This window comes from Endozoicomonas atrinae (assembly GCF_001647025.1).
GTDB lineage: Bacteria > Pseudomonadota > Gammaproteobacteria > Pseudomonadales > Endozoicomonadaceae > Endozoicomonas > Endozoicomonas atrinae.
In genome coordinates this window covers 1-15,445 of the sequence record NZ_LUKQ02000068.1, presented here as the reverse complement: position 1 = coordinate 15,445, position 15,445 = coordinate 1, and the positions used below count along the sequence as shown (strand labels likewise).

The following is a 15,445-nucleotide window of genomic DNA, read 5'->3' as shown; positions in this document are numbered from 1 at the left end:
CTTGCCCGCAGCATTCCCTAAATTCGGGACTGGCTTTACCTGACTGAAATTCATCTATGCTTGCTGCTTTTCATCGGCCATGACATGTCACTTTTCAAATAAACAATTGTTGAACATGCTACAGCGTAATGACAGTCCTTCAAGGTAGAGCAAAAACAGTGCCTTGAGGGACATAAAGCCGGGAATTATGCACTGAAACGACAGGCAAAACTACGTGGATAACACTCACACAACAATAAAACCGGCAAAAGGATTGTTTGTATTCGTACTTTCCAGCGGTTTTGTTTCATTGACGTTTGGTTTATCCGTCCTGCTGTCGATCAGTCTTCCGCTCTTAATCCTGTTTCTTTGGATTTTATCTTCAGCCAATGGTTCCCGAGGCCGCTGGTGGCTCCTCCCTCTGCTGGCGGGTACTCTTGTCAGCTCACTGTATGCAACACATTACGCTTTCACTCGTCTTGATAGCACTGTACAAGGGCGAGATATCTGTATCGAAGGAAAGATTACCAGCCTGCCGGTGATAGATGGAATGGGAGCACGCTTTGATTTCGAAGTCAGTTACTCGGAGCCCAGTCTATACCCCGGAAAGGTCAGGCTCAGCTGGTATGAGGCGCCTGATTTGAAGGCTGGAGATACCTGGCGTTTAACGGTGAGGTTGCGTCAACCTCATGGTTTTTCAAGCCCGGGTGCTTTTGACTATGAAGCCTGGTCGTTGCGTCAGGGCATACTGGCCACAGGGTATGTAAAGTCTGGATCACTACTCAATGATAATGTGGCAGGGATATACCGCTTTCATCAGGTAAGGGAGCATTTGAGACAGTGGTTGCATTCGACGGCATCCCATGAAAACAGAGGGCTTTTCTCGGCGCTTCTGCTGGGCGATAAAACAGCGATAAACCATCAACAGTGGAAAGTTTTCAATGAGACAGGAACCACTCATTTGATGGTGATTTCTGGCCTGCATATCGGTCTTATGGCCTGGTTGGGTTTTTCTCTTACAGCTATTTTCGGCAAGTTGGGGGGGATTCCACTTCGAAGCGTACCTTTACCAGTAGTCAAAGCCCTGACGGGCATGATGTTTGCATTGTTTTATGCTCTGTTGGCCGGGTTCAGTGTGCCTGTGCAACGAGCCCTTGTGATGACATTCGCTGCATTACTGGCACCGTTACTGGGCATAAGAGCTTCTCCCTTAACACTGTGGTTGCTGGCTTTAGCTGTAGTGCTTGCTATTGACCCCCTTGCTTTGACGAACAATGGATTCTGGTATTCCTTCATTGCCGTTGCTGCATTGCTCTTCGGTATGGTTGGGCGAAGGGAAAGGGTTCGCTGGTCGGTAAAGGTGTTTAAGCCCCAGTGGTTGGTGTTTACTCTCTTAACGCCCTTGTTGCTGTTTAATGGTCAGCCGATATCACCACTGTCTCCTCTGGTGAATCTTCTGGCTATTCCATTGATTGGCATTGCTGTTATTCCCTTGTTGCTGTTCAGTTCACTTGTGCAGTTTGTGTTGCCCGAGGCTGCTGGCTTTATTATGGCTGGGCTTGATTATCTGGTGACAGGGTTTCAGTTGGGACTGAAGTGGGTGTCTGGTTTGATGATTCTTATTCCGCCACAGCAGGCCATGTCCTCGCTTACCCTCATACTCGCTGTTGCAGGCATGTTGTTGCTGATTACCCCGGTAACTCTGCGCTTACGCTGGCTTGCCCCTGTGATGCTGATGCCTTCGTTTTTCTCAAAACCACTTGTGGTGCCGATGGGGCAGGCAGAGGTGACAGTTCTGGATGTCGGTCAGGGGTTGTCTGTGTTGATAAGGACACTTAAGCACACCATTGTTTACGACACGGGGGACCGTTTCTCGGAAAGAATGTCTGCGGCAGAGAGCGTTATTCTTCCGGCACTGTCCAAATCTGGCGTGACGAAAATCGATCGTATAATGATTTCTCATGGTGATCGGGACCATTCGGGTGGTTTGCCATCGCTGCTGTCCAGGTACCCGAATGTACCGGTTCTCAGTGGTACAAGGCTGCCTGACTTTAAGAAAGACTGGGTTAAATGCCAGCCTGGAGATCACTGGGACTGGGATGGAGTGCACTTTCAGGTACTGGCTGGTGGGGATTATAAACGCAGTAATGATGCGTCCTGTGTGCTGAAAGTGACAGCAGGGCAAGACAGTCTTTTACTGCCTGGAGACATTAGTGGGCGAGTTGAGAAACGATTAATAGAGGAGGGTGCTGAGCTTAAATCCAGCGTTTTGGTGGCTGCTCATCATGGTAGCCGGTTTTCCAGTGATTCTGGCTTCCTCTCTGCTGTTCAGCCCGGTGCGGTCATTTTTTCGTCGGGTTTTGCCAACCGGTTCGGTCATCCGGCAGCTGAAACCATGGCCCGTGCTCAAAACTCAGGGGCAAAAATCTTTAATACAGCTTCTGACGGCTCACTTTCCTTTACCCTCGGCGGCGGTGATATCACGGTTTCAGCATACCGCAAAACGCACTCCCGCTATTGGTGGCGCTAACCCTTTCTCAAAGTGGTCAGTTACTGCTTAAATGGCGCTAATCTCTGTGATACAGTCATACTAGTTACCTTGGTAGCTGGCATGCCTGAAATTAACCGGGTCCAGGTATCATGAATTTGTCATTGTAAGGGAAGATTATTGTGTTCGAACTGGTGAAATCCGGTGGTTGGCTGATGGTGCCTATCCTTTTGTCTTCGGTTATTGCCATGGCAATCATCTTCGAGCGGCTCTGGACGTTAAGACCCTCACGTATTGCTCCGAAAAATACCCTTTCTCAAGTCTGGAAGTGGATCAAGAGTAATGGGCTCGACAGTCGAAAGCTTGACCAGTTGAAAGCAGGGTCTCCACTGGGAGAAATTCTGGCTGCAGGTCTGACGAATGCCCGCAGTGGCCGGGAAATTATGAAGGAGAGTATTGAAGAGCAGGCTGGCAAGGTGATCCATGACCTGGAACGCTATCTTAATACTCTGGGTACTATCGCAGCAATTGCTCCACTACTGGGCTTACTGGGAACCGTCATCGGGATGATTGATGTCTTTACTGTGCTGATGGTTGAAGGTACCGGAAATGCCGGTGTTCTTGCTGGCGGGATTTCCAAAGCGCTTATTACCACCGCGGCCGGTCTTACTGTGGCTATCCCGGCTCTGATCTTTCACCGTTATTTTACCCGCCGAATAGATGAGCTGGTGGTTGCGATGGAGCAGGATGCGATCAAGCTGGTTGAAGTACTGCAGGGTGATCGTAAAGGATCCCCATCCGCTCAGGGCAGTGAGGCCAGGAGATAATGAATTTCCGACGACAGAGAAATCAGGAGGAGGTGTCGATTAACCTGACACCTCTGATCGATGTGGTTTTCCTGCTGCTGATTTTCTTTATGGTCTCGACCACCTTCACCAAGGAAACGCATCTGGCTATTGATCTGCCGGAATCTTCCGGAGAGGTTTTGCAGCATCAGCCTAAGCAGATTGAGATCACCATCAGCAAGTCTGGAGACTTTGCGGTTGATGGTCAGGGACTGGTCAATGGACAGCTGGATACGCTCAAGCGGGCACTGGGTAAAGTCAGCCAGGGGGACAGTAAGGTACCCCTGATTATTACGGCTGATGCCAAGACGCCATATCAGGCGGTAGTTACGGCAATGGACGCGGCTGGGCAGCTGGGTTTTATCAACCTGAGCATGACAACACGAAAAGATACCGAGTCTGATCAGTGACGCTCTGGCAGCGATTCAGCCAGTCAGTCACAGACTCCTGGTATTGTCCTTCTGGTGGCTGGACGCGCCACCTCAAACTACTCAGTTTGTTATTTTCCTTTCTGGCTGAGAGAAGAAAGCAGCGATTTCTGCAGTCATCTCGCTGGTCGCCACCTGTACCTGTCATTGTGGTGGGTAATATCTCCGTAGGAGGAACGGGTAAAACCCCCTTGGTTGCCGCCCTTGTGCGGGAATTTCAGAGAAGGGGGTACCGGCCAGGGATTATCAGTCGAGGATTTGGTGCAGAAACTGGAGAGGCGCCCATATCGGTTACACCAGACTCAGACCCTGCCATAGTAGGCGATGAGCCGGTTATGCTTGCCCGACAGTTAAATGTCCCTTTGATGGTCAATGTTGATCGTGTAAAGGCGGCTCAGTATCTCTGTGATCAGACAGACTGCAATCTCATCATCGCAGATGATGGATTGCAGCACTATAATCTGCAACGGCAGATAGAGGTATTAGTTCTGGATGGTGACCGGTTGCTTGGTAACAGGCTGTGCCTGCCCGCCGGCCCTCTTCGGGAGCCACCGGAAAGAATGAACCAGGTGGATATGGTTCTGGTCAATACCAATAATGCTTCCATATCAGCAAAGGCTGAGGAAGTAGAAAGTGCGTTGGGGCGGAAAGGGCTGTACTATTTTTCCCTTGAACCCTCGGCGCCAGTCAGTGTGACGGGTATTTCGAAACGGATTCCCGATATAGCCAGGGTTCATGGGGTCGCAGGAATTGGTAATCCGGAACGTTTTTTTAATACACTGCGCTCGTTGGGATACGATGTCATCGGGCATCCTTTTCCTGATCACCATTCATTTGTACCGGAAGACATCTGTTTTAATGATGACCTTCCGGTCATTATGACGGCTAAGGATGCCGTTAAATGTGGCGACTTTGCGGATGACAGGCACTGGTATCTGCCGGTGACGACCTGTGTATCGGACTCATGTATTGAGCAGCTGATGGAAATGATTGAAGCTCGTAAGCCTGTATCTTATGTCAACAGGACCTAGGGCTTATAGCTGAGGAAAAATGATGGATAAGACTCTGTTTGAAATTCTGGCCTGTCCACTGTGTAAAGGGGAAGTGCGCCCAAATAAAGAGCGTCAGGAGCTGGTTTGCAGACCCTGTGGTCTTGCTTATCCTGTTCGTGACGGTATTCCTGTCATGCTTGAAGGTGAGGCGCGCACGTTGACCGTTGATGAACGTTTGGATGAGGCGTCCTGATGGCACAAGGCTTCTTACCGGCTGAGAGCTCAGACTTTACCGTTGTTATTCCTGCCCGTTTTGCTTCCAGTCGCTTACCGGGTAAACCGCTGGCTGATATTGCTGGCAAACCTATGGTTCAGCATGTCTATGAGCGGGCGCTGGCCAGTGATGCCCGCCGGGTCATCATCGCTACGGATGATGAGCGAATTCTTAAGGTGGCTGAAGGTTTTGGTGCCGAGGTGTGCATGACCCTGCCTGGTCACCCTTCCGGTACCGACCGGTTGCAGGAAGTGGCCAGAATCTATGGACTGAAGGATGATGAAATCATTGTCAATGTGCAGGGTGATGAACCTCTGATCCCTCCATCGGTCATCAATCAGGTAGCCAGAAATCTGCAGGTATCAACTGAGGCAGGGGCAGCTACGTTGTCCAGCCCGCTGACTCAGGTGGAGCAGATTTTTGATCCCAATATTGTCAAAGTGGTGGCTGATTCCAGAGGGTATGCACTTTATTTCAGCCGTGCACCCATTCCCTGGGCGCGGGACGATTTTTCGACGGAAGAAAGGAAAGTGGCAGCAGATGCCTGCTTTCAGCGCCATATAGGCATCTATGCCTATCGTGTTGGACTTCTGAATCACTATGTAACCTGGGGTGTCAGCCCAATTGAAAAAATGGAGTCTCTTGAGCAGCTTCGACTTATGTGGAATGGCTATCGGATTCATGTGGCTGAAGCAGTTGAAACCCCTCCTCATGGTGTCGATACGGAACAGGATCTGCTGGCAGTTCGTGCATTGCTTGAGAGAGGGCAGGTAGTAGACAGCCTTGAGCCCGATGAAAAAACGGTCAGAGCATAAAAATAATGACAAAAGTACTGTTCGTCTGTCTGGGAAATATCTGTCGGTCACCCACTGCGCATGGAGTGTTTGCTCATCAAGTGGCGGAATCAGGCTTATCAGACCGTATCAGGGTCGATTCAGCCGGCACCAGTGGCTGGCATGATGGGGGATTACCAGACAGCCGTTCAATGCAGCGGGCAGCAGATCATGGTTATGACCTTTCATTCATTCGTTCCAGAAAGGTGGCGTCTTCTGATTTTGTTGAGCAGGATTATATCCTGGCTATGGATAGAGAAAATCTGAAGGACCTGCAAAAGATCTGTCCGCAAGAGCATGCCCATAAGCTGCGGCTCTTTCTTGATTATGCGGATTTGCCGGTATCTGAAGTTCAGGACCCTTACTATGGTGGTAATGATGGCTTCGAGCGAGTGTTAAACCTTGTTGAGCTTGGTGGGGTTGCGTTGCTGGACCATTTGAAGAAAAACCTGCAATAAACTGTATCTTCCCTGTATCTGTCAGCCCATTTGGACTGATTTCTCCAATTTCTATTGAATCAACTATCAATGACGTCCCCACTTAAGATTTGTGACAATTATCCCCTGATTGAGAAAAATACCTTGGGTTTGCCGTCTACTGCCAGATGTTACGCAGAGGTCAATACGATTGCTGAGCTGCAGTCGGCACTGACTTTTGCCAGGGAAAAGCGGTTGCCTGTTATTCCTCTGGGTGGTGGCAGTAATGTCGTGCTAGGCGATTTTCTGAATGCTCTTGTTGTGCACGTCAATCTCAAGGGAAGAACAGTTTTGAGTCGTGATCAAGATTGTGTTCGGGTCAGGGCTGAGGCGGGAGAAAACTGGCATGAGTTTGTGTTGTGGTCCCTGTCGAATGAGGCCTATGGACTGGAGAATCTTTCCTTAATACCGGGTGCCGTTGGCGCTGCACCTATTCAGAATATTGGTGCCTATGGCGTTGAATTGAAGGACTCTTTCGTTTCGCTGGAGGCGATGAACCTTGAATCTGGGCTTGTGGAATATTTTGATCGGCAGAACTGCGGGTTTGGCTATCGCGATTCTGTATTCAAAAGAGAAAAGCGAGATCAGTATATTATTGTCTCTGTGACACTGGATCTTGACGCGACATTAAAGCCCAATCTTGGCTATGGCCAGTTAGGGGATTTGGTTGCCAGACGTCTTGGTGGTCGGGCTCCATCCGCTGTTGATATCAGTCAGGCTGTTTGTGATATTCGCCGTGAAAAATTGCCGGACCCATCTGAGGTCGGGAATGCTGGCAGTTTTTTCAAAAACCCGGAGGTATCATCGTCAGAGATGGACCGTTTGAAACAGGCCTATCCAGATATTGTTGCTTATCCTGTCGGGCAGAACTGGAAGCTGGCGGCTGGTTGGTTAATTGATCAGTCTGGGCTAAAGGGAATGCGTGAGGGTGCTGTTGGAACTTATCAATATCAGGCTTTGGTACTAGTTAATCATGGAGGCGCAACCGGTCAGGATGTACTTTCATTCTCTAGCATGATTCAGCAAAAAGTTAACGACAAGTTTGGTGTCTTGTTGGAAAGAGAGCCCAGAGTGTATATGGAAAGTCCTCAAGCTGGTTTGAGATCTTAAGGGGGAGCACTTTTGTGTCTCTACAGCAAGAATCGGTTTCCGTTTATCCTTTTTTCTGTGGGATATAGCAGATCTTCTGAAGATAGCAGGCAATGGATTGCTCGCTTGCTTCAAAGTGGGGTTGTGGTAGATTGTCAGGTGTAACCCACTGCCAGCCCTCGCACTTTTCAGGTTCTCTGTTTTCAGCTTTGCCGCCAGGGTGTTTGGCCTTTAAGCAGACAGAAATATAATGTTTGTTCTCCTCCTGGAAGGTTTTCAGGTTGTTAGTAATGGCAATGACCTTTGGGCTTTTGATAAGGAGTCCTGTTTCCTCCTGAATTTCACGGATTGCGGTTTCTTCAAATGTCTCTCCTTGCTCAAGGTGTCCACCGGGTATAGACCAGTAAGGGGCGTGACTTCCCTTGCGTTTGCCAACCAATATCCTTCCATCCTCCCTGACAATAATGACTCCAATGCCAACTCTGGGGCGACTCATCACCATTATCTCCAAAAATTATAAGTTTGTAGTATTGCTGTTGATGCCACTGATTCAGGCTCTTTTGACTTCTAATAGCTATTTTTTGATAGTAAAAAAAAACGGGGTGGAAACCACCCCGTTTGAGAGTATATCAACCGGTATTACAGGTTGCTTTCTTCAGTGCGCACCTGAGTTCCTTCCTGAGCTTCACCTGTTGATTCAGCAGGAAGTTCGATCTGCTGAGTCTGGCGCTTGGCTCTAGGGTCGTTATGGGCGCGGCTGCGGCGACGAGGCCTTTCAGTGGTTTTGATTTCATCAACAGGTGTCGCGTCTGCTTCACTTACTTTAAGTTCTGCTGACTGGTCATGCTGATCCTTAGTCTGTTCAGCAAATTCTGTAGCTTCTACAGCCTTGCTCTCAGTCTTTACGGGTTGTGGAGCAGGGGCTGGTTGGACCTTTTCAGCTTTTGCCTGTTTGCTTTCATGGGCGTCTGTAGTGTTGACTGCTTTGTCTTCATCAGATTGATTTAGTGCCTGCTTCAACATCTCTTCAGCTTCACTGGCTGTCATGGTCGCCTTGGACTCTACTACATCGGCCTTGGCTTCAGGTTCGGCCGGTTTGTCGAATGCGGATGGCATGGAACCAAACGCAGGCTTGTCGAGATTATGGGAAGCAGCAACGGCTTTTGCCATTTCAGTCATTTGAGGGCGAGGCTTTACCTTTTCCTGCTCAACGGCTGTTGTTTCTTCAACATCGCTGCCTGGTTTTGCGCTCTGGTTTTCTTGAGTGGTAGCCTCAACAGAGGCTTGTTCAGCTTTTTCCGAAGGTGCTGATGAAGCATCGCCTGACGCAGAAACCTTAAGCTCGCCTGAAGGTTCTTGACCAACAGAAGGCTTCTGGCCAACTGGTAACTCAGAGCCATTCTCTGCAGGGGCTTCAGGTTTGCTGACTTGAGAGGCAGGCTGCTGAGCATCCCTGAGACGGCGAGGGTCGTTTTTCACTCTTCTTGAGCGGCGAGGTCTCACTTCTTCCGTAGCTTCAGTAGCATCAGCAGTGGCAATCGGAGCTTGCTCTTCGACAGAAGTTTTGCTGGTTTCCTCCGTCCTATCTAATGGGGCAGTATGAGTTATGGCTACTTCATTGGCGATTTGAGGGGCTTCTGAGGTAACTGCAGCAGGTCTGCTGTTTTCAATCTCGGGCTTCTCAATCTTTGCAACTGACTCTTTTTTGTCAGCACGATTTTCCTGAGGGGCGATTTCCTGTGTGGCAGCTTCATGGGTAGAAGGTGCGTTTACAGACCCTTTGGCGCTTTCGGGCAGTAGTGGCTGCAATTGCGGTTCGTTCTGCTGCTGGCGCTGAGACTGACGGTTGTTGCGACGACGAGGAGCTGTGTTTGGGCGGCGACGGCGATCACTGGAGCCTTGTTCCGACTCTTGATCCTGGTGGCGTTCCTGTCTGGGTTCCCGTTTTTCCACTACGTCCTGTTTGTCACGCTGACGTCTTTCCGGCTTCTCGAAGCGGTTTTCCCTGGTGGTACGGTTGTCTGAGCGTTCCTGTTGACTCTTCTTGCGCTCTTTCTGTGGACGGCTGCTGTCCTGCCTGTCTCGACGCTGGGAGTCAGTTCGGGTTTTCTTTCTGTTTTGGCCGGATTGATTGTCACGGCGCGCCGATTGGCGTTGCTGGATTGATTTATCCTGGCCAGCAGATTTGTCATCATCATTGTCAGAGCTGAAGAGGCTGCCGATGGACTTCAGCAGACTGCCAATAAACCCGGGCTTTGACTCAGACGCTTTGATTGCCGGTGCAGGCTGTGCTGGGGCAATATTACGAACGACGGCTTGCTGTCTGGGCTGTGGTTTGGCTGCTGTGGTCGGTTCTTCTGGGCTGGAGTCTTCTCCCTCAAGGATTATCTCGTAGCTGCTCTCGTGATCCTGCAGGTTGTCGTCACGGAGGCGCTGAACGTCGTAATGAGGGGTTTCCAGATTGGCATTTGGAATGACGATGATGCGGGCATCATGGCGCTTCTCGATCTTGGCGATCATCTTACGCTTTTCATTCAGTAGGAATGCTGCAACCGGAACGGGAACCTGGGCGCGAATTTCGGACGTCTTGTCCTTCATTGCCTCTTCTTCCATCAGGCGCAGAATCGACAGGGCCAGAGACTCAATATCCCGAATCGTGCCCTGACCTGAACAGCGGGGGCAGACAACGCCACTGGTTTCACCCAGTGATGGGCGCAGACGCTGGCGCGACATTTCCAGCAGGCCGAAGCGGGAGATGCGGCTGGTTTGGACGCGGGCGCGATCAACCGACAGAGCCTGACGAATACGGTTCTCAACTTCCCGTTGATTCCGGTTGCTGCCCATATCAATGAAATCGATAACTATCAGGCCACCAATATCACGCAGGCGCAGCTGACGTGCAATCTCATCCGCCGCTTCAAGATTGGTATTGAAGGCGGTTTCTTCGATATCGCCACCACGGGTCGCGCGGGCTGAGTTGATATCAATCGACACCAGGGCTTCTGTTGGATCAATGACAATGGAGCCGCCGGATGGCAGTTTGACTTCACGCTGGAAGGCGGTCTCGATCTGGCTTTCGATCTGGAAGCGGTTGAACAGGGGGACGCTGTCTTTGTACAGCTTGATCTTGTTCTGGTACTGAGGCATAACCTGCTTAACAAAATCCAGGGCTTCTTCATAAACCGAGGTTTTGTCGATCAGTACTTCACCAATATCCTGGCGCAGGTAGTCGCGGATAGCACGGATAATGACATTGCTTTCCTGGTAAATCAGGAATGGTGCGGGATTTTTGTCTGCGGCATCTTTGATGGAGTTCCAGAGCTGCAGGAGGTAGTCCAGATCCCACTGAAGGTCTTCGGTAGAACGGCCAAGGCCTGCTGTGCGAACGATGACACCCATCTCGGAAGGGATGTTCAGTTTGCTCATAGCCTCACGAAGCTCGGCACGCTCATCGCCTTCGATACGACGTGAGATTCCACCGGCGCGTGGATTGTTTGGCATCAGGACAAGGTAGCGGCCAGCCAGGCTGACCAGTGTTGTCAGGGCGGCACCTTTGTTGCCGCGTTCTTCCTTATCAACCTGAACGATGACCTCAGTGCCTTCCTTGATAACATCTTTGATGTTTGGACGACCACCCGTATGGCCTACGAAGTATTCCCGGGAGATCTCTTTCAGGGGCAGGAAGCCGTGTCTCTCTGCTCCAAAGTCGACAAAAGCGGCTTCGAGGCTGGGCTCAACGCGGGTAATTTTTGCTTTATAGATGTTGGCTTTCTTCTGCTCGCGAGCTCCGGATTCGATATCCAGATCGAACAGGCGCTGCCCATCGACGAGTGCAACCCTCAGCTCTTCTTGCTGGGTCGCATTGATCAACATTCTCTTCATAGAGTACCAAATTGCTAATGGCTACCCTAATCAGTCAGAGTTGTTCGTGACATTCGGTTAATCCAGCGCATCCATCGGTTTAACGGGCAATCCATCGTGTCTCTGGAAGAACCCGGCCTGCCACTTGACGTATTCGCAGTGGCTGGTAGTGCAACTGGTTTCCTTCAGTTTCTGTACAAACTCTTCGGTGCTACCCGACTGTACACAGGCCGACAACCGTATGAGAACGGTATGGTCGGTTGTAACCAACTATCAGACTTACAGCCGGGCTTATTCAAGGGTATGGCTGTAACGATATAGCAATCCGCATCCGTATGTTGACCGGATGCAAAGTGGGGAGATGCGTTGATCGGGCGCTTCTGGCTGGTTGTGGATACGTTCACAGGTATCACGGAGCCTTTCACTAGCATATGACCCGTCCGCTTTTCCTCATCCCTGGTATCGGGAGCGCAACCTCTGATCTTGGGTGGCACTGTTTATCTATCACGGCTGAGGCCGTGGTCTTTAATCATTCAGCAATCATGGCAGGAACTCATGCCCTCCGGGAGGGATGCAACTGGTTCATCTGCCACGATGTCTGCCTGAGCGGCTATTCCTGAAGTTACTTAACCCGGACTTGTTCATCGGGTAAAACGTATCTCCAGTTTATTTTTCGGCCCGTTTAGCGGAATTTGAGTGATACCATTCCTCTCGGGTCAAGCTCAGACTTCGTAAATCGAACTGCCTTTTCGGATAGTTACAAGGCAGTGCCACAACTATATCAGTAATCTGTAAGTGCTTCAAATGACACAAAGCTGATAATATTACTCGAACGGAAATAGCGGATAGCCCTTAAAGTCTTTTCATCTCAATGGGTTAGGAGAGAGCTTTTTGGGCTGCGACTTTGCATAAACAGATATGTGGTTAGACGATTGAAACAAGCGCGCAACATTAATGGTAAAGGCCGTTCCACTCACAAGAAGGGTGCTCCGAAGTCTGGTAGGGCTGGGGTGGTGGTTTCTGGTCGTGAGGCTGAGCGAGCGTGCTCGGGGCGAAATGCTTTCTCTCGGAAGCCAAAGGAACGGCCTTCTATTGATAAGGAGGTTGTTGAGGGTGGCGTTGAAGTAGCAAAAGTTCATTTTATTACCATTGATGAAGATGCGGCGGGTCAACGTGTTGATAACTTTCTTTTGAGGGTGCTCAAGGGGGTTCCCAAAACAAGGGTCTACCGTATTGTCCGTAAGGGCGAGGTGCGAGTTAATAAAAAACGTGTAACGGCAGACTACCGTCTCGAGTTGAATGATGTTGTTCGTATTCCTCCGGTCAGAGTAGCGGAAAGGGGGGCTCCGATAAGGCCGGCTGACAGTGTAATTGCTCAGTTGGAAAAGGCTGTCCTCTATGAGGATGATCTGCTGCTGATCATCAATAAACCGTCCGGGCTTGCTGTGCATGGTGGCAGCGGTCTGTCTTATGGAGTGATTGAAGCGCTTCGCCAGCTTAGGCCGGAAAACCGAACCCTTGAACTGGTGCATCGACTGGATCGCGATACTTCTGGTTGTCTGGTGATTGCCAAGCGCCGCAGCATGCTGCGTCATCTGCATAATCAGTTGCAGCAGAAAGAAAAAGTTGAAAAGCTGTACCATGCATTGGTGGTTGGAAAATGGCCGGCCAGAAAGCAGTTGGTGAATGCTCCGCTGCTGAAGAATGTTCTTCAGTCAGGAGAGCGTATGGTTCGGGTGCATGTGGATGGTAAAAAGTCCCGGACGGCTTTTCGTGTGCTGGATCGCTTTCCGAATATGACGCTGGTTGAGGCTTATCCAATCACCGGTCGAACTCATCAGATTCGTGTTCACTGTCTGCATGCGGGGCATGCCATTGCCGGGGATGAAAAATACGGTATGGATGCGGATAACCAGTCGCAGAAGCAATTTGGTCTTAACAGGCTGTTCCTGCATGCGGCCAGTATCGAATTTGAGTTGCTGGATGGTAAAAGACTGAAGGTTGAAGCCCCTTTGCCGGAGGATCTTGCTGAGGTGTTATCAGCTTTGAAAGGAGGGTAGGGAAGGCTGGATGTCGGATCGAAGAATTGATAAATATGCTCTGATTGTTTTTGACTGGGATGGAACACTGATTGACTCCATTCCGAATATTTCTGAAGCGTTGAGGCGGGCAGCGTTGGCAGAAGCGTTACCTGTCCTGGATAACGCTCTCTACCGAAGTGTTGTCGGGCTGAGCCTTGGGCCAGCGCTGCAGAGGCTGTATCCGGAGTTGTCGGATGAGGGAAATCGGCGGCTGCGGGTGGCGTACAAACATCATCACAGTGAATTAGAGCAGTCACCATCCCGGCCGTTTCCGGGAGTGGAAGAGGGGGTGACTGCTATCAGTAAAAGCAATGCCATTCTGGCGGTTGCTACAGGAAAGCGTCGTCCAGGGTTGCAGCGATCCATGGTGGTAAATGGCTTTGAGTCTTTTTTTGATGCAAGCCTGACTGCCGATGATGCCAGGTCAAAACCTGATCCGGATATGATTGAGCAGCTTATGGCGCGGTTCCAGGTGCAGCCTGGTCAAGTATTGATGATTGGAGACTCTGGTTTTGATATGGAGATGGCCCATAGGGCTGGTGCTGATGCGCTGGCAGTGACCTATGGGGCAGGCTCTCACGAGTCTCTTCAGGCCTTTGAGCCGGTATATGTTGCCGAGAATTTTGAAAGTGTTCTCGTATGGCTGGGTATAAAGTCTGAGACTATTCAGGCAAGTTGAGTGGACATTTTAAGGGGTTGTTATGCAGGACAAATGGCGGGAGTCCTCGTCTGAGGCGCAGGATCGCCTTGACAGTAATCGAGCCTGGGATCTGGTGGATGCCTTGGCCAAAGGGGCGTTGCTGGAGCAGCGTCGTTCCAGACGGTGGAGTATATTTTTTAAGCTATTGACGTTTGGCTGGTTGTTTTTCTCCGTTGCTGTCATTTATAACGCCACCAATATCAATGATGTTGCGATCAGTGATGGCTCCGGCGAACATACGGCGCTGGTGGAGATTGATGGACAGATTGGCGGTGGTGATGTGGAAGCGGATGTCGTGGTATCGGGTTTGCGCTCAGCATTTGAAGATCCGGGTACCAAGGCGGTCATTCTGAGGATTAACAGTCCGGGGGGGAGTCCGGTACAGTCTGGTTACATCTATGATGAGATTCTCAGGCTTCGCGATTTGCATAAGGATACGCCTCTCTACGCGGTCATTATGGATATTGGTGCGTCTGGCGGGTATTACATTGCTGCGGCCGCTGATGAAATTTACGCAGACAAAGCCAGTCTGGTGGGTTCTATCGGTGTTATTTCTTCAGGCTTTGGTTTTGTCGGGGCGATGGAAAAGCTGGGGGTTACCCGAAGAACCTATACCTCCGGTGAAAATAAGGCATTTCTTGATCCGTTTCAGTCCGTGGATCGCGAAGCTGCTGCACAGTGGCAGGCGTCGCTGGATACTATTCATCAGCAGTTTATTGATGCGGTTAAAACTGGGCGTGGTGATCGGCTTGTGGATCGGTCGGATATTTTCTCTGGAATGGTCTGGTCTGGTGAGCAGGCCAAAACACTTGGTCTGGTTGATGGTCTGGGCAGTGCGGGTTATGTGGCTCGTGAAGTGGTGGGTGAGGAGGAAATTGTTGATTATACCTTCCGCCTTTCACCGCTGGAAAAGTTTGCCCGGGATTTTGGGGCTGGTGTCAGCGCCACCCTGGTGGAAGCGCTGGGTGATGGTTTTCGCTTGATGTGATTTAAAGGGCTTGTCGAATATAAACCAACTTTGATGGGCTGCTTTGGTAGCCCTATTGTTTCATAAATGGATTTAGGTAGATCATAACTATTGAACTGTCTTTGGTTATACTCACAGACAGCAAGCTCTGCTTGCATCATTAGTTTACAGATTTAAGGTGAAAAATGATTTGAGTTGGTAAAAATTTCACAGGGTTAAGTGGCTACGGAAGCTACGATTAAGTCCCTGTTGTCAAAAAAAACAGCGTCAGTAATGCTAGAGGTTGCCATAGATGGGGGTGGCCTGGGAATGTAATTTAAATTGTGTAAACGCTTGTCGTTAATACTCCAAAATGGAGAATAACAATGAGCGTTGAAATCAACGAAAAACTGGTAGATCAAATAGCCAGTCAGATTAAAACTCAGGATGATC

At 50.1% G+C, this 15,445-nt stretch carries 14 protein-coding genes; 11 read left to right on the top strand and 3 right to left on the bottom strand.

Annotation, left to right across the window (positions count from 1 at the left end):
• Positions 1-214 precede the first annotated feature (214 nt).
• From AK963_RS11660 to murB, 8 genes are all read left to right on the top strand, one after another.
• Positions 215-2,509, top strand: a complete 2,295-nt coding sequence (locus tag AK963_RS11660) for a DNA internalization-related competence protein ComEC/Rec2 (RefSeq protein WP_066015626.1) — start codon at positions 215-217, stop codon at positions 2,507-2,509.
• Between the two features lie 140 nt (positions 2,510-2,649).
• Entirely contained in the window at positions 2,650-3,294 is a 645-nt protein-coding gene (locus AK963_RS11655) for a MotA/TolQ/ExbB proton channel family protein (RefSeq protein ID WP_066015625.1), read from the top strand.
• Positions 3,294-3,722, top strand: coding sequence for an ExbD/TolR family protein (locus AK963_RS11650; RefSeq protein ID WP_066015624.1), 429 nt, complete (start codon positions 3,294-3,296; stop codon positions 3,720-3,722). The genes AK963_RS11655 and AK963_RS11650 overlap by 1 nt, the downstream gene beginning before the upstream one ends.
• The gene (gene lpxK / locus AK963_RS11645) at positions 3,719-4,771 is read left to right on the top strand and encodes a tetraacyldisaccharide 4'-kinase (RefSeq protein WP_066015623.1); all 1,053 of its coding nucleotides are present in this window, start codon (positions 3,719-3,721) and stop codon (positions 4,769-4,771) included. The genes AK963_RS11650 and lpxK overlap by 4 nt, the downstream gene beginning before the upstream one ends.
• A 22-nt stretch (positions 4,772-4,793) precedes the next feature.
• Entirely contained in the window at positions 4,794-4,985 is a 192-nt protein-coding gene (locus tag AK963_RS11640) for a Trm112 family protein (RefSeq protein ID WP_066015636.1), read from the top strand.
• Entirely contained in the window at positions 4,985-5,821 is an 837-nt protein-coding gene (gene kdsB / locus AK963_RS11635) for a 3-deoxy-manno-octulosonate cytidylyltransferase (RefSeq protein ID WP_066015622.1), read from the top strand. Before AK963_RS11640 ends, kdsB begins: the two co-directional genes overlap by 1 nt.
• Before the next feature lie 5 nt (positions 5,822-5,826).
• Positions 5,827-6,297, top strand: a complete 471-nt coding sequence (locus AK963_RS11630; RefSeq protein WP_066015621.1) for a low molecular weight protein-tyrosine-phosphatase — start codon at positions 5,827-5,829, stop codon at positions 6,295-6,297.
• 69 nt (positions 6,298-6,366) lie between these two features.
• On the top strand, positions 6,367-7,425 hold the full coding sequence (gene murB / locus AK963_RS11625) for a UDP-N-acetylmuramate dehydrogenase (RefSeq protein WP_066015620.1): 1,059 nt from the start codon (positions 6,367-6,369) through the stop codon (positions 7,423-7,425).
• Positions 7,426-7,468: 43 nt separating this feature from the next.
• Here the strand turns inward: murB and AK963_RS11620 are convergent, their stop codons facing one another.
• The 3 genes from AK963_RS11620 to AK963_RS31980 all read right to left on the bottom strand — a co-directional run bounded on the left by AK963_RS11620 (position 7,469) and on the right by AK963_RS31980 (position 11,535).
• Positions 7,469-7,900: a nucleotide triphosphate diphosphatase NUDT15 gene (locus AK963_RS11620; protein WP_139117366.1), complete on the bottom strand. Its 432-nt coding sequence runs from the start codon at positions 7,898-7,900 to the stop codon at positions 7,469-7,471.
• A 143-nt stretch (positions 7,901-8,043) separates the two neighbouring features.
• Positions 8,044-11,286 (bottom strand): ribonuclease E, encoded by a 3,243-nt coding sequence (rne, locus tag AK963_RS11615; protein ID WP_238593706.1) that lies wholly within the window; start codon positions 11,284-11,286, stop codon positions 8,044-8,046.
• A 57-nt stretch (positions 11,287-11,343) separates the two neighbouring features.
• On the bottom strand, positions 11,344-11,535 hold the full coding sequence (locus AK963_RS31980) for a hypothetical protein (protein ID WP_139117365.1): 192 nt from the start codon (positions 11,533-11,535) through the stop codon (positions 11,344-11,346).
• An 821-nt stretch (positions 11,536-12,356) separates the two neighbouring features.
• Here AK963_RS31980 and rluC point away from each other — a divergent pair.
• The 3 genes from rluC to AK963_RS11600 are packed head-to-tail and all read left to right on the top strand — an operon-like array spanning position 12,357 to position 15,034.
• Entirely contained in the window at positions 12,357-13,325 is a 969-nt protein-coding gene (gene rluC, locus AK963_RS11610) for a 23S rRNA pseudouridine(955/2504/2580) synthase RluC (protein WP_066015635.1), read from the top strand.
• Between the two features lie 10 nt (positions 13,326-13,335).
• A complete protein-coding gene (locus AK963_RS11605) occupies positions 13,336-14,025 on the top strand; it encodes an HAD family hydrolase (RefSeq protein ID WP_066015617.1) in 690 nt (229 codons plus the stop codon).
• Between the two features lie 22 nt (positions 14,026-14,047).
• Positions 14,048-15,034, top strand: a complete 987-nt coding sequence (locus tag AK963_RS11600; RefSeq protein WP_066015616.1) for a S49 family peptidase — start codon at positions 14,048-14,050, stop codon at positions 15,032-15,034.
• Positions 15,035-15,445 lie beyond the last annotated feature (411 nt).

Coding starts and splice junctions, on each gene's coding strand:
- AK963_RS11620 (WP_139117366.1), bottom strand. CDS start 7,900: ATGAGTCGCCCCAGAGTTGGCATTGGAGTCATTATTGTCAGGGAGGAT.
- rne (WP_238593706.1), bottom strand. CDS start 11,286: ATGAAGAGAATGTTGATCAATGCGACCCAGCAAGAAGAGCTGAGGGTT.
- murB (WP_066015620.1), top strand. CDS start 6,367: ATGACGTCCCCACTTAAGATTTGTGACAATTATCCCCTGATTGAGAAA.
- AK963_RS11650 (WP_066015624.1), top strand. CDS start 3,294: ATGAATTTCCGACGACAGAGAAATCAGGAGGAGGTGTCGATTAACCTG.
- AK963_RS11640 (WP_066015636.1), top strand. CDS start 4,794: ATGGATAAGACTCTGTTTGAAATTCTGGCCTGTCCACTGTGTAAAGGG.
- AK963_RS11605 (WP_066015617.1), top strand. CDS start 13,336: ATGTCGGATCGAAGAATTGATAAATATGCTCTGATTGTTTTTGACTGG.
- kdsB (WP_066015622.1), top strand. CDS start 4,985: ATGGCACAAGGCTTCTTACCGGCTGAGAGCTCAGACTTTACCGTTGTT.
- AK963_RS11600 (WP_066015616.1), top strand. CDS start 14,048: ATGCAGGACAAATGGCGGGAGTCCTCGTCTGAGGCGCAGGATCGCCTT.
- AK963_RS11630 (WP_066015621.1), top strand. CDS start 5,827: ATGACAAAAGTACTGTTCGTCTGTCTGGGAAATATCTGTCGGTCACCC.